Genomic DNA, 19,750 nt, shown 5'->3' with positions numbered 1-19,750 from the left:
TCGCACTGTTTTTTTCAAAAGCGGATATGTGCGAAGTCATGGGGCCTAGGAGGATGCCTTTTATAAGGCATCCCTGTTCATGGGATGTATGAATCTTGATTGTAGGCTGACGAAGCGTATTGGGCGAACCCCTGACCTCATCGCTGCCAGCGATGCGCTCTCCCGGTTGAGGCGAGTTTACTACCCAGCCGGGGGATTTGGCAGCGCAGCCTGATGCTCTATATATCGACAGCCCGTTTTGCGTTGTCAACCATCCTGCGCACCGTGAAAGGATCAAGCAGCTCCGCTCCCGGCTTTTCGGCGGCCTTCATCGCATCCTTGGTCGACTTGTAAGTCACCTTAACTTCGAGCCTGCCTTCCAATCGGTATGGCTTCGTGAGAATATCCCTTAGTGCCTTGTCCACGTCCGCACGAATTCTTCGCATGCTTTCCTCAGGATGCAAGCACGTCGCCGCCCCTGCGGCATGTCCCCATTTGACGATCGTAGCCGGAAGCGCGTCGCCGAGCAACTCCTTCGCTTCGGCAACGGCAGCGGCGTCGCCGCTAATATAGGCAACAGGCACTCCCGAATAACCCGCAACGATCGCCAATTGCCCAATTTCCCCGTATACCTGCCCGTTTACTTCATAAGTCAGCCATGTTTCATGATTTTGTGTATGCGGCATAATGGCGTTGGGGGTTCCTTCTCTGGCATGAGCTCCGATGTGCAGAACAGCATGGAAGCTTTCATCGAGCGATGGACATATATCGGCAGCCGAATCTGGCCGTTCGAGCTCCACAATCGGATGGAGCAGTTCCCACATCACATTATAATCCTGACTGCCATGCCCATCGTTCACAACAATCCGGGTCGCTCCTGCGGAAATTGCCCCTTCCACCGCAGCATTAATTTCCTGCGTCAGAATCGTCCGGTACTTTTCGTAGAAGGACTGGCCTTGCTTCACCTGATCCCACTTGGAGACCAAGCTTATCCCTTCCATATCAGTCATTATATAAATGTTCATTGTCGGGAAGTGTTCACCTCTTGTCCGCTTATATCCACATCGACTGCGCCCGTCCATTCGCCTATGGCAACTTTTCGGCAGGCTACGCCCATTACAAGCCGCACCTCTTCGTCCAAATCCATCCGAGTACAATCCTGCTCTTTCTCCTGTTTCGTCAGCGGTACCCACAGCACCAACGATTCGATCCGATTGTCGGATTCGAGCCTTAAACATCCTGCACCATTGAGAATAGACAGCTTTACGCTGCGCCGCGCCCGTTCCCAGTCGTTAATCTGCTTGCCTGTCCAGAAGACAAAACCGCTTGACCTGGCGTCATGGACCAGTTTTCTCATCCCTTCCCGGACTCCCTCGTACATGTTCAGGCACACTTGATGAAACAAGAAATGGGCTACCCCCCTTACTCGTTTCACTTGGTTAAGCAACGGCTCGATTACGCTGAAATCCGCCCTGTCCGGGTGCCCGATATCCTGCGTCAAAAATCCGATTTCCAGCACGTTCAACAGCCGGTTGCGATGGTGAAACCAGGAAATAGGCAAATAAGGCCTGCTCGTTCCGAATAAAAATCCAATATTTCCGATTTTGCTAGGGCCTCTTGTCTGATCGGATAAAATATCGTTATCCTCGCACCAAATGAACAAATCGTCCCAGCCTTCGAAACACGTATAATGGTTTTTATTCGACACAATTTCGGAGACGCCCCCCACACCCATCAGCCATCTGGCCTGTCTGGCGAAATCCACGGCGTCCCAGGTTTTCCCTTCCATCTCCAGCGCATTATAATGCAACGCGAGTTCATGCTCCTTCGCCTGAATCTTGCTCATCATATCCTGCGAATACCCCGGCTCCAGCATGCACCACGTGGATTTGATCTGCAATTCGTCCAGCATTCCCAGGGTGGTCTCAGCGTCCTCCTCCCTGTTCAGATCGCTGTCATGGGAGATCATTGCAATCGCTTCCACGCCATCCGGCCAATAGTCGACAAAGGGCAGTGTCTTGCCATGCTCCGTCACCAACTGCAACACATGGCGGACAAGCGCCTCTCTCCACCAGTCGGCAAAAGGATAAGGAAAGTACGGCATCCCTCTGCCGTCGACAATGCGATCCCATTGCCAATCCAATACCATTCCGTCATCCGCTTTTAAAATACCCTCATCAATTGCTGCCGTGCCGTCCGGAGCCGGCTTGCCGTCTTGATAAACCGGGTGCTGTCCTTGCTGGAGCGCAACGACCGTTGTTGGAATGTTCACCGCCCAACGATCAATTCGGCCTTTGCCATACGCGAACGATACGAGCGCCGGGCCGAGAGTATCCTCGTTCGGTTGCTCACGGATATTTCCATATCCTTCAATCCTGCAACCGCTTATCGCCCGCTGCTTCCACAGCTCAGCCTGTACGAACCGTAAGGGCTGATCTTCCGGCTCCAATGCCGCATATCCGGCTTTCATCCGCACGATATTCATTTCCAGTTCGTCCACAAGCCCCGTCAATCCGCCGTAGCTGATCAAATGACCGCCTGCCCTAACATATTCCCGAACTCCGTCCAGTTCGGCCCCTTGTGACAGATCCCCCAACACGATCATAACATCCCATCGTTCACGCGCTTCCTTGCCGACCGGTTCATTGACAAATTCGAATGGTATGCCGGCATGCCGGAATATTTCTTCTATATACAAAGGAAAGAAATTTTCGTTTCTTTTCCATCTGTCTTCAAGCTCGCGTCGGTTCACGAATACGCCTACACGCGCGATTTTCATCATCATCCCTCTTTTATCAACTACTATAATGTGTATCAGCCCTTTGTTACCGAGAAAGTAATGCCTTGCACAAAATACCGTTGGCCAAACACGAACAGCAGCAGGATCGGTACAATCGAACTGACGACACCGGCCATAATGCCTGAATAATTGATGTTGTAAATATCATCCGCCATCGCTTTAAGCCCTACCGGAATCGTATAAAGCTCTGCGCTTCGGAGAAACAGCAGCGGAGCTTCGTAATTGTTCCAGGTGGAAACAAGCGTCAGCACGAGCAAGGCGGTAACCGCCGGTTTGATCAACGGAAGCACGATGCTCCAATAAATACGCGCATGTCCGGCCCCGTCGATGACCGCTGCCTCCGACAATTCCATTGGAATGGACTTCATGAACTGCCTAAGCAGGAATACGCCGAACATGGAGCCGAAGCAGGCAGGCAGCCATAAGGCCACATGTGTATCTAACAATCCGAGCTCCTTGTACATGATGAAGATCGGAATCATCGTTACCTGGAAGGGAATCATCATGGTAGCGATGAGAATCATGAAGATGAAGCCTCGTCCGGCAAACTCGATTCTGGCATAAGCATATGCAGCTAATGTGCAGCTGAAAAAGGTGCCGGCCAACACGAGGAATGCAACCTTTAACGAATTCCAGTAGAACAAGTAGAAGGGCACTCCGATTACCGATGCCTGCCACACATAGCGGTAGCCGTCAAAATTAATCGGATCCGGTATCCATTTAATAGGAAACTCGAACACGTCCGCCGGATTTTTGAACGAAGTAGACACCATCCACAGGAAGGGAAGCAACATGCAGGCCGCGATGGCGTAAGCGATAACGATACGGAGCAGCTTGATCATAGAATCACCGGACCTTTCAATAGTTGACCCATTTTTTTTGCCCCCACCACTGCAGCATGGTGACAACCAGAACAATGAAGAACAGCGCCCATGACACCGCGGAAGCATACCCGAGATTATCGTTCTCAAATGCCGTATTATAAATATAGTATCCGATTACCGTACTGGAGGTACCCGGACCGCCGCCAGTCAATATTTGAATCGTCGACCACGCCATAAACGATTCGATAATCGACATGATGAGAATAAAGAAGCTGACGGAAGAGATGAGCGGTATGGTAATATGGAAAAACTTGCGGACGCGTCCGGCGCCGTCGATCTCCGCCGCTTCGTATAAGTAAGCGGGGACCCCCTGCAAGCCTGCCATATACAGCAGCATTTTATAACCTAGTGTTTGCCAAGTGAGGATAACCAGAATCGCCGGTTTTACCCACGTGCTGCTGCCCAGCCACGCGGGCGGATTCGAGACTCCGAGCGTCCGCAGTAATTCGTTAACGATGCCCTGACTAGGATGAAGCAATTGAAACCATATAAGAGAGATCGCCACGAAGCTTGTAATATAGGGCAAATATATCGTCATTCTAACCGCGCCCGAGGCCAGAAACTTTCCGTTGAATATAACCGCACATACGAGAGCCAGAAACATTTGCAGTGGAATAAACAGCAAGAAATAAAAGTTGTTGAGAATGGCGGCACGAAACCAGCTATCTGTGAAAATGGCTTTGTAGTTGTCCAAGCCGATAAAGTTGCTGTCGGCAAAGGTATCGAAGATCTGTCTGTCCGTCAGGCTCATTGCCATGGAAAATAGGACGGGAAACGCCGTAAACAGCACAAAGCCGATAATATTGGGCATTATGAACAAATACCCTATCATGTTTTCCTTCGTTTTTCGGCGTAAATTACGCATCGCACTCGCTCCAAACCAAGAGGTTACGAAGCCCCGCCGCAACTTAAGTCCAGTCGGGGCTCCGACAAGCTAATCATAGCGGAAAGGGGTTTAGCTGTTCTTTTTGTAGATAGCTTCGGAAGCTTTCTGTGCGTCGGCCAAGGCTTTATCAATCGATTTCTCGTTTGCGAGCACAAGGCTCAGCTCCTTCTTCAGCTCCTGAAGCATTAAGGACGAATAGGCGTACTTATTCGCGTATTTCGGGAAAATTGGCGTTTGTTCCCGATTCAATGCCGCCTTGTACAGCTCGGTACGATCCTTGCCTTCTACCAAGTTGCCGTCTTTGTCCTTGTAAAATTTCCAGTTGCTCATCAGCGTGTTCACGTCTGCATCTTTCCAGAGCGGAATGCGGTGCACGCTTTTGGAGGAGAGGACAAGCCCTTGTTGTGTAAAGAACTTCAAATATTCATAAGCTTCTTTCGGGTGCCCAGATGTTTTGGCAACGGCATGGGAGATAACGGTTGCTGTATGGCGACTTGAAGGGCTAGCGCTGTCCCACTTCGGCATTTTGAGCAGCTTGAACGGATTTTGGGCGTCCACTTCCTCGGTCAAATACCCCATTGTCTTCCATACGTCGAAGAACAAGGCGCTGTTGGCAGCACCCAACATCGTGGGCAGCTGTCCTTTGGCATAATCAAACAACGCGACTAGCTTGTTTGCGTCTACGTCCGCTTCAGTAGGCATTGACTTATTCGTGAACATCGCATCATAGAACCATTGCGCGGACTGCTTCAGCACCGGGTTGTCTAGATTGGGAGTACCGTCTTCATTAACGACTTCCCAGTCCCCGTAAGCCGCCACGTCGAGTATACCGGAGATTCCCCGTTGGAAGTGCATGCCGCCATGTTGGCGTTTGCCCCCTTCGTCCGAAGAAAGCTGCGCGATCAAATCGAAGTAATCCTGGAACGTCCAGTTGTTGTCATCCGGTATTGGAATATTTTTTTGCTCCAGCGTTTTTGTATTGACCCAGATCGCGCTTGGGGACAGCCAATTGGCGAAGCCATAGATTTCGTCGCCGATCATGGTCGCCCGGCCATACTCGCCATAGGTTCCCAAATAATCGAAATTGTCCACAGCCATCAAGTCGTTCAGCTTGTAATATATTTTCGACGCCTTATCCCGGGAGCTGTTCGAGAAATCATAGTACACGATATCGATTTTCTCCCCTCCAGCCAGCATGACTTTCAGCTTGTCCATGGAGTCTTCGCCTGTGAGAATAACAACCTCCACATCCACATTCGGGTTGATCTTGTGCCACTCATCGATTGTGGAATCAACCAGTTCTTTGTCGGTATCATCAAGCGTATACAGCCTCAAGGTGACTTTCTCTTGCGGCTCATTGGATGCCGAAGTGGTTGCTTGGCTTTTGGCCGGTGCGGATGGTGAATCGGATGCGGTATCAGCCGGTTTATTGTTGCCGCCGGAGCCGCAGGCTGCGCTAAATAAGAGCAGTATCGCTGCCAACACGAGTAATGCCTTGTTCGTCCATCGATTCATGAGTAAGTTCTCCTCCCGGTTATGAAACTCCTGATTGCTGCATTTGCCCATCTGAAGCCAATAAAGAGATCAGATCGTCCGCATCGTATAGGAATCCGAACGATAATGCCACACGCCACAATTCAACCTCTTTGGCCATCTCCGTTGCCGCCGTCTCCCTGTTTTCCACTGCCGTAACCCCCTGTCTGACAGCCGAGCAAAGAATCCCTCTGCGCGACATATCCAGCATCCCCCCGGGTGACATCAGCAGACACATATTGATGGCGAAGCCGGTATAAATCAAATGATTGATGCCTTGCGCCTTGCATATGGCGAACAATTGCTCGCTGCTGGCAGTGATTAGTTCGTCCTTCAACGGTTCAAGTCCATCGACAAAACTCATTCGTTCTACACCTTGCAACACGTCTTCGAGATTGCGTTCTCCCGGATATACCTGATTGCTTCTAAAGCTGCGAAGCTGGAATAACACTTCATCCTCATCCGCTTTCTCCAGCCGATCCGGCGTATCCGGACTCATCCTGCAAACCCTTTCATATCCCGGCAATCCGGTTACGTAGCGCTTGTCATAAGGAACATGTATCACTTTAATCGCTCCGGATGTACGCGCTGCGGATACAAGCGGCTTCAGTACCTCTTTGGCAATCCGGTAGGAACGCTCCAAATATTCCACGCTGTTGAACCATCCTGGATATTCATCGCGCGTACCGCAGTCGCACACATGCATCATCACGATTGCCGTGCGGTCCGGCTGAATCGGAAGGTCGGCGCATTTCCAGCCTCCATAACCTTCTGCCGGATGCTCCAGCGAATAATCAGCATCAAACTGCTGGTAGTAATGCGTAGGAATAATCCATGGTTTCATGTTGGCGCCCCCTCCTGTTTCGTTTCGCCCCTTGTTGCTCGTGGAAATAGTCTGACAGCATCGCCTCCCTGTTGATTCCTGCAATGTATACATGTGTATACATGTATACATAATTTTAAGTTAACACACTCGCGAGAATGCGTCAACATTTATTACACGTTGCTCACACTTAAGTTTGCGCTACTTCTTTTTGTTTTAATACAAATTCCTTTTGGATCCGTTCGCAAGCTGTTCTCGGACTTTCGATATTCGCCCATAATGGATATAGCTGGTCGACAAACCATTGCAAATCATGTGGATTGACCACTTCAGAAATCGCTTTCCCATAAGCCATAATGTCCTCGTATAGTCTCCAGTTGTCCGGTTTATTCGGCAGCGCGGCCGCTTCCTTGGCAACGGCGCGCAGCAGCGGCGGACTTAACGTATGCCGGCTCCACTCCAATTGCGTCTCCTCTTTAAGCCAGTGCTGTAACAGAAGATGGGACAGCGCTTTTTTGTTGCTGCGCCGATTCAAACCTATCCCGGCGGTAAGAACCGGAGTCGCCTTGACATCTTCATATGGAGGATGGGCAATATCCCAGTTAAAATGATCCTTCCGCTGATTATTCATCGTGATCAGTGTCGTCTGAACAATACCCATATAGCCGAGATGGAACAATTCATCCACCATCTTTCCTTCGGAAGCGGGATAAATCGGCGATACTTGATCTTTGAAGAGCATCTCGTAAACGAACGTAACGGTTTTGCGGACTTCCTCGCTGTTCCAGTCGATCGATTCACCAGCCTTCACATGGAAACCGCTTTGCATGAGAAAGCTGCTGAATCGATTAATCGTCGTGCTTAGACCGAAACCGTAAACGGCTTGCTCGTCCTCCTGCTTCGTTAATTGCAGGGCCAATCGCTTTAGCTCGGCCCAGTTCATCGGCGCTGCCGGATAAGAAACTCCGTATCTGCTCAGCAAATCCTTATTGTACGCGAGCAGCACCGGTGAGAAGGATACCGGCAAGCCATAGAGCCGGCCTTCCTTCAGATAGGGCTGCCATACCGGCGCAAAGCTGTCCCGTTCCAGATCAAATCCAGATGGCAGGCATCCGGTAACATCAAATAAATACTCGCTGAAATCGAGCAGGGATAAGTGCAGATCCGTCAATAGAAACAAGTCCGGCGCCTCATCCGACGAGAGCATCGCAACCAAATCCTGCAAGTACGTCTGACTGGATATTTCTGTAACCTCTATAGAGACATTCTGGTAGGCGGATTCAAAAGAAGAGAAGACCGCCTTCACCGCAGCCTGGTCATAGAAGGGCTTATATAGGCAAATGTTTAACGTTTCCTTGCTCAGGCTAACGGAAGGGATTTGTTTGATATAATTCCCTTTCCCCGGCACCTTAACAATGATATCCGCTTCAACGAGCGAATCCAATGCCTTGCGTACGGAAGTCCGGCTCATCTGATAATGCTCCGCCAGCCAGTTCTCCGGCTGAAGCGGATCTCCCGGCCGCAGCACTCCCGTATTCAAATGGGTTTTCAAATCAGCCAGCAGCTTTTGATAACGTTCATCAAAATTGTTTCTGCGTTTAAGCTCTTTCATCTTCCAACCGTTCCTCTCGAGTACCCGCTGCACGAAAAGCTTCGTAGCGACACCCCTTTATTGCATACCTGTTAATACATGTCTACATTATAGGGGATAACTACCTCGAGAGCAACGAAGGGCAATTGGTGGTAAGCCGCCTTAACGGGAATGCGATATCTACCAGACGATTTGTTGAAAGGTGCTTGTGTGTGCCGATTCTCTCGCTTTCAAGCACATTAATGCACTTAGCAGGCCGGAATCTAGCGTGCTTAGTGGCTTCCCGGTTCCATTCATCATTTCGATGAAATTTTGCGCCAATACGACATCTCCGCCGAAATGCGCTTGATCCGGATCAAGCGCGTACGTATCGACGCGTGGCGTGTGATGCATATATACTTTGACCGTGTCCGTATAAAAGTCAAACTCCAATGTACCTTTATAGCCGACCAATCGGGCTCCGCGCGTTGCGGCTTTGCGTCTCACGAAAAAGTTTTGCGAATAGCTGACGTGCATGCCCGATTCATATTTGACAATGGCGCTCCCGGAATCCTCATTACCCGTATCTTCGGCGAAACAGCAGTATTCCCACTCCTTAGGCGTACGGTTGCGATTATTACTGCTGGCCGTGCTTTCCTCACAGCTTTCCCTTTCGGCACAATCCGCACATTTCAGACCCGCCGGCTTATCGCCCTTGAAAACTTGTTTTGAAACCATCGCACATACCGCCACTGGCTTCTGCCCTGTCAAGTGATTGATATAATCGAAATCATGTGTCGCTTTCTGCAAGAATAATCCGCCGGTCTCCCGCTCGTCTCTGTACCAGTTATGGAAATATACGCCTCCGTAGGTTACGTTGTTTACCGCCTGGACATGCTCGACCGTTCCGATTTTGCCAGAGTCGATGATCTCTTTGACGAGCCGGATCATCGGCGATGTGCGCAACGGAAAAGAAACAAGTACGGGAGACGGGTGTCTTTCATACGCGAGCTTCAGACGCTGCAAATCCTCGATGCTGGTCGCGACCGGCTTCTCCAGGAAAAGCGGCAGCCCCGTCGGCAGCACTCTCAAAGCGATGTCCGTATGAAGCGAGCAACGGGTACCGATCAGAATACCGTCCAGCCTTTCCTTCTGCAGCATTTGCTCAGTCGTCTTATAGAACCGGGGAACATCCCCTCCGCGCTCATGCCAATTATTCCTGATTTCCGCATGCCGGACATCCGCAATCGCCCCGACGAAACATCGATCATCAACGCCTCTTAGCTCTTCTAATACGTCCCGAATGCGTGATCCGTAGCCGATTACCCCCAGTTTCATCGGATCATACCCTCTCCTTGGACGACATAGCTCCATTGATCAAGCCACTCCATAAAGGGTGTCGTTCGTACCGGATTGCCGCCGTTAATCGCCAGTCTGTTCATCTTTGATAAACTCCGTTTCTTTATCAATATTGAAGTGCCTTATAACGTAATACCCAGTTCATCGACATAAATCACGCCCCCGCTCGCGGCAGGATTATCATGCTGAATGATAACCCTTAACTCATGGTCATAGCTTGTCGGGGCAGTAAAGGTCGTTGAATAATCGTAAAATTGTCCTGTCGCCGTGAAGGTTACCGTCGCCAAATCCGTTCCGGCCGTCCTATCTCGAACGATGATTTTCCCTCCCGTAGTTGAACCCGCCCCAAGCGATGCCGAGAACTTCAGCGTGTAATTGCCGGACGGCTTGTAGCCGTACCAGGAATACATAAGCTCCTGAACGCCGTTCGCTGGCGAGGTTTCCAGCTTGAGGCTTTGAGTGCCACGGTAATTAAATGCGGGAGCCACAACCGCTTTGCTCTCCAAAGTCGTCCCCCCTCTGCTCCACCATTTGGGCAACGTAGGATCCGAAAACTCCGTGTATTCAAATCCCCCATTGGGAATTGCGGAGTGGAACAAGGAGGGAGCGAGGGATACGTCGTCGAAGTAGCTGATCCCTCCGGATACCGCATAATCCTGATGATAGAGCCTGATTTTCAGCTTTTCTGTCGCTGCCGCCGGGGTACGAAATGTCGCCGTATATTTCGTCCAAGTCCCGCTGTCGAAATTGACAGTTGTCAATAAGGCGCTTGTCGTATCGGTAACGATATCCACCCTGCCTTTGGCTGGCGTCGCATTGTTCCTCGCATAAAAGCTCAAGGTATATTCCGTATTCGGCTCGTAATCGGCAACGATCTGCTCAAGCACCTGCCAGCCTGCTGCCGGGTTTGTTTTCACTGTCATTCCCGCACTTCCGCTCCGGAAATTGACCGTATCGATATATGCGGTAGCGCTTGTCGATTGCCACCTTTGCCAATAAAGCGGCAACGTTGAATCTGCGGGATTGGTATATTCGAAGCCTTGATTCAACATTGTGTTTTCATTCGCCCATCTCAACGCAGCGGTGCCCGTCAACGGAAAGTAGACCGATTGTTTCGGATCCTTCACAATTCCGCTTATGATATTTTTCATAGAAGCATTAACCTCTGCCAGCATGCCCCAGAAGCCCGCATAAGGCGTCCATGAATGATAATGGATCGGATACGCCCCTGTCGTATTGAGGCTGTGACTGATTAAATACGGCGACGCCGAACCGTTCCACATCACATCTGTGAATGTCTTGGAGAACTTGATCATATCGCTCTGGGTAAACACTTGACCATGCCGATAAGCCTCGATCGGGCCGGTCAGCGCCACCGCTGAATGAGTCAGATCATCAACGAAGCTATAAACGCTGGCGTCATCAAACCAGAAGTTGTTATCCCATGAGCCGTGATTGCTCCAGTAATTCCATTGATAGCCCCCCGACGCGTTCGTGCTCAGCTTGTTTTTGAACGCGGTAACCATTTTATTGGCCCTGTTCAGATAAGTCGAATCGCTTGTAACGTCATACAGCAAGTACAAAGCTCCTCCGTACGATAAATATTGATTGTTAGCCAAGCTTTTGCCTGGATTCGATTGCCCGACGTTGCTGTTCGTTTGCTTGTAAATCCCCGAGGAGGCGTTAATATCTTGCCAATTCGACTCCCACTTGCTGTACAAATTATCGACGATAAAGGCTTTGTATGCGTTGGCCTTGCTCAAGTACGCGGTATGAAGCGACGAATCGTTCTGAACCAGCTTCACGAAATTCAAAACGGGATTCATAATCATGCCTTCGTGAACCATATAAAATCCGTATTCCCCAGCATTCACGTTACTGTAAACCGCCCCGTGCCCATTGACGTTATCCGCCAACCCAATCCGGATCGTCACGATATCCGAGGTATTTGAAGGGGTGGTGAAACCAAGGACAAACGACCCGAACTCGTTAATGGCAAAGTCTTTACGAGCGATTTCCGTACCGGTCGTTTCGTTGTATACCGTCACTCTGCCCGTTGAGCCGCTGAGCGCTTTCGCCGTTACGCTAAGACCGTGTTTGGTTCCCGCGGCATATCCCAGCAGTCTTTGCTTGTAATATGGAGATTGCGTACTGCTGTTGGAAACGACCACTCCCCAAGGAACGTTTGAATTCGGGCTGTACTGATTGGTCCGGTAGGCGTTAGCCGAATTGCCGTTCACAAGCTCCCAGGATGCGGACGACGTCTGTTGAACCGGATACGCGTTCACGCTATCGTAGACCGTGACCCACTTGTTGTTCGTGTAATCGTTCTGAAGCAGTCTCAGCTTCAAGGTGTGTCCCGCTGCGGACGGAGCGTTGAAAGTAAAGTTATAAACGGACCATGTGTCATTTTGAAACGTGATGCTCCCATACGTAATATTGTTCTCGTCTATAACATCCACTTTGCCGACTGCGGTGGACATATTATTCTTGGCGGAAAATTTGACTGTATAAACGGTATTGGGAGTGTATGCGAGCGTCTGCTCTATCGTTTGCCAGGATGTGCCGTTCGCTTTGATGACCGCCGAAGCTGTGCCGTCATATCCATCCGTAACCAACATGGACCGATAAGCGGTAGACGCGCTTCCCTGCCAGCGGCTCCAGCTTTGCGGCAGCGTGGAATCGCTGCCGTTCACTGTCTCGAAGGACGCGTTTTGGACAATCGTGGCTGCGTTTGATGCGTTTGCGGCCATTACAGAAATCTGATCGAAGTAAGCCATCCACCCCGTATCCTGGTAGAAAGTCAGGGCGATTTCCAGCCTGATGCTCCCCGAAGAAGGCGCGGTGAAATTGTAGGCGTAACGTTCCCAATTCGGATGATAGACGACCGGATCCATATCCGACACCTTTGAATTGGCCAAGACTGAACCGGTAGCCGTATCGACTGCACTGAGGATGGCTCCCGTCTGGTAACCATTTGTTTTGGCGTAGTAACTGAGCGTGTATTCCTGATTTGGCGCAACAGTAATTGTCTGAGTCAGCTTCGGCGTTCCTGTGCCATTGTACTTAATGACAATCGCCTGATTTCCGGCGAATTTCTCCGTCGTCGACACGTAAACATCGGCAGATCCGCCCGTCCTTGTCCAGTTATTCGGTATTCCTCCCGTGGCAGTCTCGAATCCGCCGTTCAGCACCATTTCCGTTGCTCCGTTCAAGGGGCCCGCGAATTTGAAATCACGGTTATCCAGCATCGGATAGGAATACAACGACGGCCATCCTTTGGCGGTACCGCCAAGCGTCGAAGCATTTGTAAGCAGCCTGTCGGTCTGATCCACGATTTTGTCCAGCCAGTAATTATCCTTGGAAGCATGATAGCTGTTTACGTACCCGTTAAGCAGATAGGATTGCGCCCATGCCACAGTCCCCCCATCGGCCGCATCCGCAGTCAGAACAGGATCGCTGAAGCCTCTGCCATAATTCCAACTTTGATCGTACTTCTTAAAGCTGTCATACGTGTAATCGGAAGCATGAACCGGAAAATGGTTGAATAACATCATCGTGCCGATCACCGTCAAAGCCATGACAATTCTGATCGTAGACTGATAAATCTTCATTCTTTATATCCCCCCTTTAGGATTGTAATTCAGTCCAATCAGATGGTTCTCTAATAAATACATGTTTATACATGTCTATATTACAAGGAGGAAGTTTCTGTGTCAATATCATTTATCGATTTCCAATTACCGTAATTGTTAATGTCATACACCACATTAATTGACGGAGAATTCATTCGGAACCGCCAATAACGGTGGCTTTTTTTTCTCCGCAGACATGAAGATGGCGATCAGGTTTCGACAACTATAGTGACGGACAAAAAAATTTGCACGGGGAAGGCTAATTGAAGCCAGTACTACGTGCTTGGTTTTGATGTGGAGCCAGATCAATCAGCTTGTCCTTTCGCAAGACGGCATCCAGCAGGGTAGCGGTGCAGATGTTATTGATCTCCCGGCAGATGCCGTGCGTATGCGCGTAAATCGCATCCAGGGCTTCGGTTGTAAACATGGGTTGCATGCGGCTGCCATCATCAATAATCATACTGGATGATCTTTCATGACTTCATTCATTGAATCCGCCGTTTACCTTGTAACCATCCATAAATCCATGGATATACAGTTGTTCTTTTTCCATTGCGCCTAAAAAGCCCCGTTTCTCTTCCCAACTGGAGTACAACTTTTGCTGAGCTTCGAAAAAAGAGCGGCTGAATTGTTCGAATTGTTCCGTAACTTCTTCTCTGGGCGCGCGGTGTCTGGAATCTCTGCGAATGTTTACTTCGAGTTCTTCTACAAGCGAAACAATGGCAGCCTTCAACCAACGTGTCAGAAAATAATCGAGTAGCAGGGGGCGACTAGCCTCTGAGCTCTCACACCACCGTACATGCGGGTCCGCATACGGCGGTTCCTAAAGGTTAACAAAGATCCAAGTACCGTGAAAGCAGACTTTTCAGACTTTTCAGCCCTTTCGCCTCCCCGTAGGAGGTCGAACGGGCATTTTATGGGTTGTTTTCTTCTAATCAGCCGTTGGATTTCGTAATAAGCTCAACATCTACATTGCGCTCTAAGCCTTTTACAAGTATTTCGCTATGCTGTTCGCAGGAAGCGTCCAATATGACTTGGGCTTCCCTTTATGTCCAAAAGATTTGAAGTCTATTTACAGATATATTCCTGAAAATTAAACTTGAATCAACACAAACGGAATACCATCCGCTCCGATCCCATACACCATTTTACTTGTTCCTTGACGCTCTGACCGTGTTTCCGCAGCCTGTGCGCCTAAACTAACTGTCTTGGCATTGCTTCTCCAATGCTTGAACTTTATATCCGATGATCCACTCATTTGTGATATGTTTTTCTGTTCCATCCCTCTCCACGATGGCACCAATCTGCTCTCCTTTGTTCCAAATCCCATTTCTAACCCGATCCCCGTCACGCATGCGCTTCATTTCCCAATCAAATACTTGCTGATAAAACTGACTTGCTTGGAAAACTTCCCTCGAAAAAAGTACGATCCAGCTTAGCCTCTCCGCAGCCCCTTCCTGCGTTCCAATCCCCGTAAAAGCCCCAGTTTGCTCCCAGACAGAAAACACAGCCCCCTGCGGATCTTGCAGCGTCGCCATACGTCCCATCCCAGGAAGATCAAATGGCTCAAGCATAACTTTTCCACCCGCTTCTACCGCTCTATCCAGCATTGTATCTACATGATTGACCAAAATATAAATACTAGCATGCGGCTCCGTCTCAGGTGGATAGACCGGTGAACGAAGATCTGTTAATCCTCCAATACGATACTTTTCGAAATAAATCACCGTTTGCTTTCGGTGACCCCAATTTTCATTTATAAATGACCAGCCAAATCCTTCCCCGTAAAATGTCTTGGTCTTATCAACATCTAACGACTTCAAATCCAACCAAAACAAATCACCTATGTTGTTCACATGGTTCATTAAATATATCCTCCCCGAAAACGCAAAAAACGCGCACACTCTAATAAATGAGTGTGCGCGTGTGCGCTTGTAATATTTGGTGGAGCCTAGGGGGATGCCTTTTACTTGGCATGCCGGTTCATGGGATGTATGAATCTTGATTGTAGGCTGACGAAGCCTACTCGACGATGACTTTTAGCGGTAGATTCAGACGCCGTGCTCCTACATTAGAGGTATTTCTTCGAAGCTTACTCCCTCCATTTCGTCCGCGCGGGCGAACCCGGGTTCGCCCCCTATTAGGGCTCCACCAACAATAAAAAAACCACTTCGAATGAAGTGGTTTAAATTTATTGTTTGGTGGAGCCTAGGGGGATCGAACCCCTGACCTCATCGCTGCCAGCGATGCGCTCTCCCAGCTGAGCTAAGGCCCCGTGAATCATGGCGACAAGTAAGATCATACCATCAGACTAGCGTATCTGTCAATCACTTTTATTGCCGCCATTAGAGAGCAGGCTATTGAGCTCTTTCATGAACATATCGATGTCTTTGAACTGCCGGTATACGGAGGCAAAACGAACATAGGCCACCTCGTCTACGGGGTACAACTGCATCATGACAAGCTCGCCGATCTCGCGGCTCTGGACCTCGGCCTGAGCAGTCGTACGCAGTTCCTTCTCGGCCTCGGAGACAATCACTTCAAGCTTCTCAACCGGAACAGGGCGCTTCTCGCAGGCACGGATCAGACCACGCAGGATTTTGTCGCGATTGAATTCTTCACGGCTACCGTCTTTCTTGACAACGATCAGCGGGGTTTCTTCAATCATCTCGAAGGTCGTAAATCTTCGGGTGCATTTCTCGCATTCACGGCGACGGCGGATGGACTTGTTGTCGTTCGCAGGTCTGGAATCCAATACTTTGGTTCCCGCGTAATCGCAATACGGACATTTCATCGGAATTATTGACCCCCATATTCATCTTCATAAAAATTTCCATACGTTTCCTGTAATGAAACTCGCGCTATCGCACATAATACTTGTACCAACCGCGAGGAGGTGAAAGACAATGAGTTCAAACCGCAGCAGCAACCAACTGGTTGTACCACAAGCTAATGCAGCGCTCGATCAAATGAAATATGAAGTAGCTCAAGAGCTGGGTATCTCGATCCCTCAAGATGGATACTATGGCAACATGGCTACGCGTGACGCTGGTTCCCTTGGGGGTTATATCACCCGCAAACTGGTACAAATCGCTGAGCAATCGATCGCAGGTCAGTTTAAATAAGCCACACAGGATTCATAATGGAAGCTTTGGCAGCCGCCCCTGGGGCGGAATTGCCAAGGCTTCCTTATTATTTTGCCCCAAAATCGGGATAAAGCTTTTTGTACTTATTATAATAATAAATGACCCGCTGTACATAGTGGCGCGTTTCGCCATATGGGAGCTGGTTGACCGTCTCCATCTTTCCGTCCCAGGTTCCGTCGCTCAGCCAGCGGTTCACCGTTCCCGGCCCGGCGTTATAAGCCGCAACAATCGCATAGGTGTTGCCTTTGAACTGCTGTTGAAGCGAATTGAGGTACCAGGCGCCCATTTCAATGCTGATATCTGCCCGGCTGGCTATGGCATTATGGGATATTTTGGTGAACTTTCCTTTTTCGGCGATCCAGTCCGCCGTATCCGGCATCAGCTGCATCATCCCGATCGCGCCTTTCTTGGATACTTTATTATTGCTGAAATTTGTCTCCACTCGAATAATCGCGGCAACCAGATGAGGATCCAGCCCATAATTGACGGAGCTGATCTGGATGTCCGACTGATAATGAATCGGATACATCCAGCGGTTCATCCAGTCGGATTTCAGATAAAGCATGACCAGCAGTACAATAACCAGGAATAGCAGTACGCGTTTTTTTAAAACTTTCTTCAACATCCGGATAGTCCCAACTCAAGCCATAATTGTTCAATTTGAGTCTCTGTATTCTCAAGTGAACCACTATTGTCGATTACATAATCCGCATGCTTCTTCTTCTCTTCAATATCCATCTGCAGGGAAATCCGCTGCTCCGCCTGTTCCATCGTAAACCCATTGCGGGCCATCAGTCTCTCTGCCTGCAGCTCGCGCGGAATATACACCACAATCACCTTCTTGTACAGCAAAGCTTGTCCCGTCTCATACAAAAGAGGAATATCCGCGACGATCAGTCCGCCGGGATTCTTCTGTTCACTGGCATTCATACGCTCCCACATGCGGCTTCGAATGGCCGGATGCAAGATGCCCTCCAGTTGATCCAGCTTCTCCCGATTGCCAAAAACAAGACGCCCGAGCTCGCCTCTGTTCATCGTCCCGTCCTCGTTCAATATGGCTTGTCCGAATAGTTCTGTTATTTGCGCAAGCGCAGGCTCGCCGGGAAGAACTACTTCCCGGGCCACCTGGTCTGCATCGACGATCTCCGCCCCTCTTTGCGCAAGCATAGCCGATACTGTGCTTTTGCCGCAAGCGATACCGCCTGTTAACCCTACTATCATGATTTCACCTCATAACGCCTTTATAACAATCGTAAACATCCCATAATAATCAGCATCAATCCCGGCAGCACCGACAACGCCCGCATTCCGCGCCAGGCAGCAAAACGAAAGCCCAGCCGCATGCCTGCAAGCAGAAATAATCCGCTTGTTGAAGAAATAACAAGAGCTGTCCATAGCGGCGGCAATCCAACCATCGCTGCTCCAAGACCTGCACCAAAGCTGTCAATCGACAAAGCAATGCCAAGCAGCAGTGCTTCCGAGGCGGTAATGATACCGGAACGGTCCACATCGGCAATCTGTGGCGTCCGCAAAATTTGAATCACAATTCCAAGTCTTTTCCATTCCAGAAGCAGCACGGGCACGGCCGGCAGCTTTGGATTTTTCTCAGGGGCATCCTTGGTGACGCCCGAAGCCTCTGTTATTCGGGTATCCGTTTCTATGGCGTCCTTGCGTCTGCGCCATAATTGAAACAGCGCCCAACAGCCAATCAGCATTAACAGACAAGCTCCAATCCATTTGGCTGTCTCCGGAGACAGATAGCCGCTTAACATCGTGCCGATCTGCATCGACAACCATACGACCAGACCCGAGCATAAGGAGATGATCCCAATTGACAAGCCCGGAATCCGAATCCGCCGGAGTCCGTACGTCACACCAACGCCGAAGCCGTCCAGACTGACGGCGAAAGCAAGGAGCAATAATGAAATGCCATGTGCCAGCAACCGATGTCCCTCCCATAATGGCGATTGCTCCAGCTTGCCCGTAAGCTTGAAAGCAAGCTTCAGCTCCGGGAGCAATACTGTACATTCGCCCATTAACATGAACGGTACATCATATGCGGCTGTTTTCCAGTCGTGCCTTATTTACGCGACAGCCTGCCTGCTTGCAAGCCTTTTGGAAGGGGTTGGCAGCTCGTACAAATATGGGTACCCCTGCCTCCTACGACAAACTTCTCAATAAATTGTCCGCAGCGGCTGCAGGGTTCATTCTTCCGGCCATAGACCAGCAGTTCATGCTGAAACATACCCATCTCGCCTTGTCCGTTCACGTAAGACTTGATTGAAGACCCGCCTGCTTCAACCGCCCGTCCCAGGGTGGCCACAATAGATACATGCAGACGCGCCCATTCCGCTGGTTTGATCGAGTTAGCCGTCCGCTCAGGATGAATTCCCGCTGTAAACAGCGCTTCATCTACATAAATATTGCCAAGACCCACCACATATTCCTGATTCAGCAGCAGCGGCTTGATTTTCGTTGTACGTTTCGCCAGTCTCTTCTTGAAGGCTTGCAGCGTGAAGGCATCCTCCAACGGCTCCATGCCCAGTTTGTTGAGAGGCGGGAGCGCAAGCTCCTCCCCCAATGCAAATAAATGCATCGTTCCAAACTGCCGGACATCTTTATAACGAAGCTCCATACCATCGTCGAAATGAAACACGACATGCGTATGAAGCTCAGTCGTTTCGTCTTCATGATACACGCCATAGCGCCCTTCCATCCTTAGATGCGAAACGAGCACAAGTCCATCCATTATGATTCTCAGAAATTTCCCTCTTCGCTCCACCGACAGAATCGTCCTGCCGGCCAGCATCGCGGCAAACTCGTCCGGCGCTTTGGGACGCTGAATAATCCGCGGCAGCGAAACGGTTACCCGCAGTATTCGTTTACCTGCAACCAGCTGATTCAGTGTCCGCCGAACGGTTTCCACCTCCGGCAATTCCGGCAATTCCCTCACCCCCGAGCAGCCAAGCAAGCGATTAGCGTTTTGCTTTCATCTGCTTGGCTGGTTCCTGTTTTCTGCTGCAAAACTGCTTTATGACCGTCAGACGCTAGCAACTGACAAATCATTCTTCTCACGCTATAGATAGAAGCCGCGCTGCCGCCAGCGCAGCTAATCATTCCTTTACGAATCGTTCG

At 49.9% G+C, this 19,750-nt stretch carries 17 protein-coding genes and 1 tRNA gene; 1 reads left to right on the top strand and 17 read right to left on the bottom strand.

Annotated features, from left to right (window positions below):
- Nucleotides 1-218: 218 nt before the first annotated feature.
- From IEY46_RS03935 to nrdR, 13 genes are all read right to left on the bottom strand, one after another.
- On the bottom strand, nt 219-1,004 hold the full coding sequence (locus IEY46_RS03935) for a M55 family metallopeptidase (protein WP_229750051.1): 786 nt from the start codon (nt 1,002-1,004) through the stop codon (nt 219-221).
- The gene (locus tag IEY46_RS03930; RefSeq protein WP_229750050.1) at nt 1,001-2,758 is read right to left on the bottom strand and encodes a hypothetical protein; all 1,758 of its coding nucleotides are present in this window, start codon (nt 2,756-2,758) and stop codon (nt 1,001-1,003) included. The genes IEY46_RS03935 and IEY46_RS03930 overlap by 4 nt, the downstream gene beginning before the upstream one ends.
- 35 nt (nt 2,759-2,793) lie before the next feature.
- Complete coding sequence (locus IEY46_RS03925; RefSeq protein WP_188989306.1) at nt 2,794-3,621, bottom strand: carbohydrate ABC transporter permease; 828 nt, start codon at nt 3,619-3,621, stop codon at nt 2,794-2,796.
- 16 nt (nt 3,622-3,637) lie between these two features.
- Nucleotides 3,638-4,528, bottom strand: a complete 891-nt coding sequence (locus tag IEY46_RS03920; protein WP_188989304.1) for a carbohydrate ABC transporter permease — start codon at nt 4,526-4,528, stop codon at nt 3,638-3,640.
- A gap of 90 nt (nt 4,529-4,618) precedes the next feature.
- A complete protein-coding gene (locus tag IEY46_RS03915; protein WP_188989302.1) occupies nt 4,619-6,064 on the bottom strand; it encodes an ABC transporter substrate-binding protein in 1,446 nt (481 codons plus the stop codon).
- A 19-nt stretch (nt 6,065-6,083) separates the two neighbouring features.
- Nucleotides 6,084-6,926 (bottom strand): hypothetical protein, encoded by an 843-nt coding sequence (locus IEY46_RS03910; RefSeq protein ID WP_188989300.1) that lies wholly within the window; start codon nt 6,924-6,926, stop codon nt 6,084-6,086.
- Between the two features lie 169 nt (nt 6,927-7,095).
- Nucleotides 7,096-8,517, bottom strand: coding sequence for an extracellular solute-binding protein (locus tag IEY46_RS03905; protein ID WP_188989298.1), 1,422 nt, complete (start codon nt 8,515-8,517; stop codon nt 7,096-7,098).
- 159 nt (nt 8,518-8,676) lie between these two features.
- Nucleotides 8,677-9,813 carry a Gfo/Idh/MocA family protein gene (locus tag IEY46_RS03900; protein ID WP_188989296.1) on the bottom strand — a complete coding sequence of 379 codons (1,137 nt, stop codon included), beginning with the start codon at nt 9,811-9,813 and terminating at the stop codon, nt 8,677-8,679.
- A 143-nt stretch (nt 9,814-9,956) separates the two neighbouring features.
- On the bottom strand, nt 9,957-13,448 hold the full coding sequence (locus IEY46_RS03895; RefSeq protein ID WP_188989294.1) for a DUF642 domain-containing protein: 3,492 nt from the start codon (nt 13,446-13,448) through the stop codon (nt 9,957-9,959).
- A 280-nt stretch (nt 13,449-13,728) separates the two neighbouring features.
- The gene (locus IEY46_RS03890) at nt 13,729-13,929 is read right to left on the bottom strand and encodes a hypothetical protein (RefSeq protein WP_188989293.1); all 201 of its coding nucleotides are present in this window, start codon (nt 13,927-13,929) and stop codon (nt 13,729-13,731) included.
- A 739-nt stretch (nt 13,930-14,668) separates the two neighbouring features.
- Complete coding sequence (locus IEY46_RS03880; RefSeq protein WP_188989289.1) at nt 14,669-15,334, bottom strand: VOC family protein; 666 nt, start codon at nt 15,332-15,334, stop codon at nt 14,669-14,671.
- Between the two features lie 334 nt (nt 15,335-15,668).
- A tRNA-Ala gene (locus IEY46_RS03875) sits at nt 15,669-15,744 on the bottom strand.
- 48 nt (nt 15,745-15,792) lie between these two features.
- Nucleotides 15,793-16,263: a transcriptional regulator NrdR gene (nrdR, locus tag IEY46_RS03870; protein ID WP_188989287.1), complete on the bottom strand. Its 471-nt coding sequence runs from the start codon at nt 16,261-16,263 to the stop codon at nt 15,793-15,795.
- A 112-nt stretch (nt 16,264-16,375) separates the two neighbouring features.
- On the opposite strand from nrdR, the gene IEY46_RS03865 reads away from it, so the two are divergent.
- Complete coding sequence (locus tag IEY46_RS03865; RefSeq protein ID WP_188989285.1) at nt 16,376-16,594, top strand: alpha/beta-type small acid-soluble spore protein; 219 nt, start codon at nt 16,376-16,378, stop codon at nt 16,592-16,594.
- A 67-nt stretch (nt 16,595-16,661) separates the two neighbouring features.
- On the opposite strand, the gene IEY46_RS03860 is transcribed toward IEY46_RS03865, so the two are convergent.
- The 4 genes from IEY46_RS03860 to mutM form a co-directional block, all read right to left on the bottom strand.
- The gene (locus IEY46_RS03860; protein WP_308422775.1) at nt 16,662-17,240 is read right to left on the bottom strand and encodes a lytic transglycosylase domain-containing protein; all 579 of its coding nucleotides are present in this window, start codon (nt 17,238-17,240) and stop codon (nt 16,662-16,664) included.
- Complete coding sequence (gene coaE, locus IEY46_RS03855; protein WP_188989281.1) at nt 17,234-17,836, bottom strand: dephospho-CoA kinase; 603 nt, start codon at nt 17,834-17,836, stop codon at nt 17,234-17,236. Before coaE ends, IEY46_RS03860 begins: the two co-directional genes overlap by 7 nt.
- Before the next feature lie 20 nt (nt 17,837-17,856).
- Nucleotides 17,857-18,558 (bottom strand): sporulation membrane protein YtaF, encoded by a 702-nt coding sequence (ytaF, locus tag IEY46_RS03850; RefSeq protein WP_188991663.1) that lies wholly within the window; start codon nt 18,556-18,558, stop codon nt 17,857-17,859.
- 137 nt (nt 18,559-18,695) lie between these two features.
- The gene (gene mutM / locus IEY46_RS03845; protein WP_188989279.1) at nt 18,696-19,559 is read right to left on the bottom strand and encodes a DNA-formamidopyrimidine glycosylase; all 864 of its coding nucleotides are present in this window, start codon (nt 19,557-19,559) and stop codon (nt 18,696-18,698) included.
- Nucleotides 19,560-19,750 lie beyond the last annotated feature (191 nt).

The organism is Paenibacillus nasutitermitis, from assembly GCF_014641075.1.
Taxonomy (GTDB): Bacteria; Bacillota; Bacilli; order Paenibacillales; family Paenibacillaceae; genus Paenibacillus_Z; species Paenibacillus_Z nasutitermitis.
Note: the sequence above shows the minus strand (reverse complement) of the source record. Positions and strands in the feature narration are given on the sequence as shown.

What these genes read in the sequence shown, in the direction of transcription:
- IEY46_RS03860 (WP_308422775.1), bottom strand. Translation starts at nt 17,240, where the DNA reads ATGTTGAAGAAAGTTTTAAAAAAACGCGTACTGCTATTCCTGGTTATT.
- IEY46_RS03865 (WP_188989285.1), top strand. Translation starts at nt 16,376, where the DNA reads ATGAGTTCAAACCGCAGCAGCAACCAACTGGTTGTACCACAAGCTAAT.
- IEY46_RS03900 (WP_188989296.1), bottom strand. Translation starts at nt 9,813, where the DNA reads ATGAAACTGGGGGTAATCGGCTACGGATCACGCATTCGGGACGTATTA.
- nrdR (WP_188989287.1), bottom strand. Translation starts at nt 16,263, where the DNA reads ATGAAATGTCCGTATTGCGATTACGCGGGAACCAAAGTATTGGATTCC.
- IEY46_RS03895 (WP_188989294.1), bottom strand. Translation starts at nt 13,448, where the DNA reads ATGAAGATTTATCAGTCTACGATCAGAATTGTCATGGCTTTGACGGTG.
- coaE (WP_188989281.1), bottom strand. Translation starts at nt 17,836, where the DNA reads ATGATAGTAGGGTTAACAGGCGGTATCGCTTGCGGCAAAAGCACAGTA.
- IEY46_RS03880 (WP_188989289.1), bottom strand. Translation starts at nt 15,334, where the DNA reads ATGAACCATGTGAACAACATAGGTGATTTGTTTTGGTTGGATTTGAAG.
- IEY46_RS03905 (WP_188989298.1), bottom strand. Translation starts at nt 8,517, where the DNA reads ATGAAAGAGCTTAAACGCAGAAACAATTTTGATGAACGTTATCAAAAG.
- IEY46_RS03925 (WP_188989306.1), bottom strand. Translation starts at nt 3,621, where the DNA reads ATGATCAAGCTGCTCCGTATCGTTATCGCTTACGCCATCGCGGCCTGC.
- IEY46_RS03920 (WP_188989304.1), bottom strand. Translation starts at nt 4,528, where the DNA reads ATGCGTAATTTACGCCGAAAAACGAAGGAAAACATGATAGGGTATTTG.
- IEY46_RS03915 (WP_188989302.1), bottom strand. Translation starts at nt 6,064, where the DNA reads ATGAATCGATGGACGAACAAGGCATTACTCGTGTTGGCAGCGATACTG.
- IEY46_RS03930 (WP_229750050.1), bottom strand. Translation starts at nt 2,758, where the DNA reads ATGAAAATCGCGCGTGTAGGCGTATTCGTGAACCGACGCGAGCTTGAA.
- IEY46_RS03935 (WP_229750051.1), bottom strand. Translation starts at nt 1,004, where the DNA reads ATGAACATTTATATAATGACTGATATGGAAGGGATAAGCTTGGTCTCC.
- IEY46_RS03890 (WP_188989293.1), bottom strand. Translation starts at nt 13,929, where the DNA reads ATGATTATTGATGATGGCAGCCGCATGCAACCCATGTTTACAACCGAA.
- IEY46_RS03910 (WP_188989300.1), bottom strand. Translation starts at nt 6,926, where the DNA reads ATGAAACCATGGATTATTCCTACGCATTACTACCAGCAGTTTGATGCT.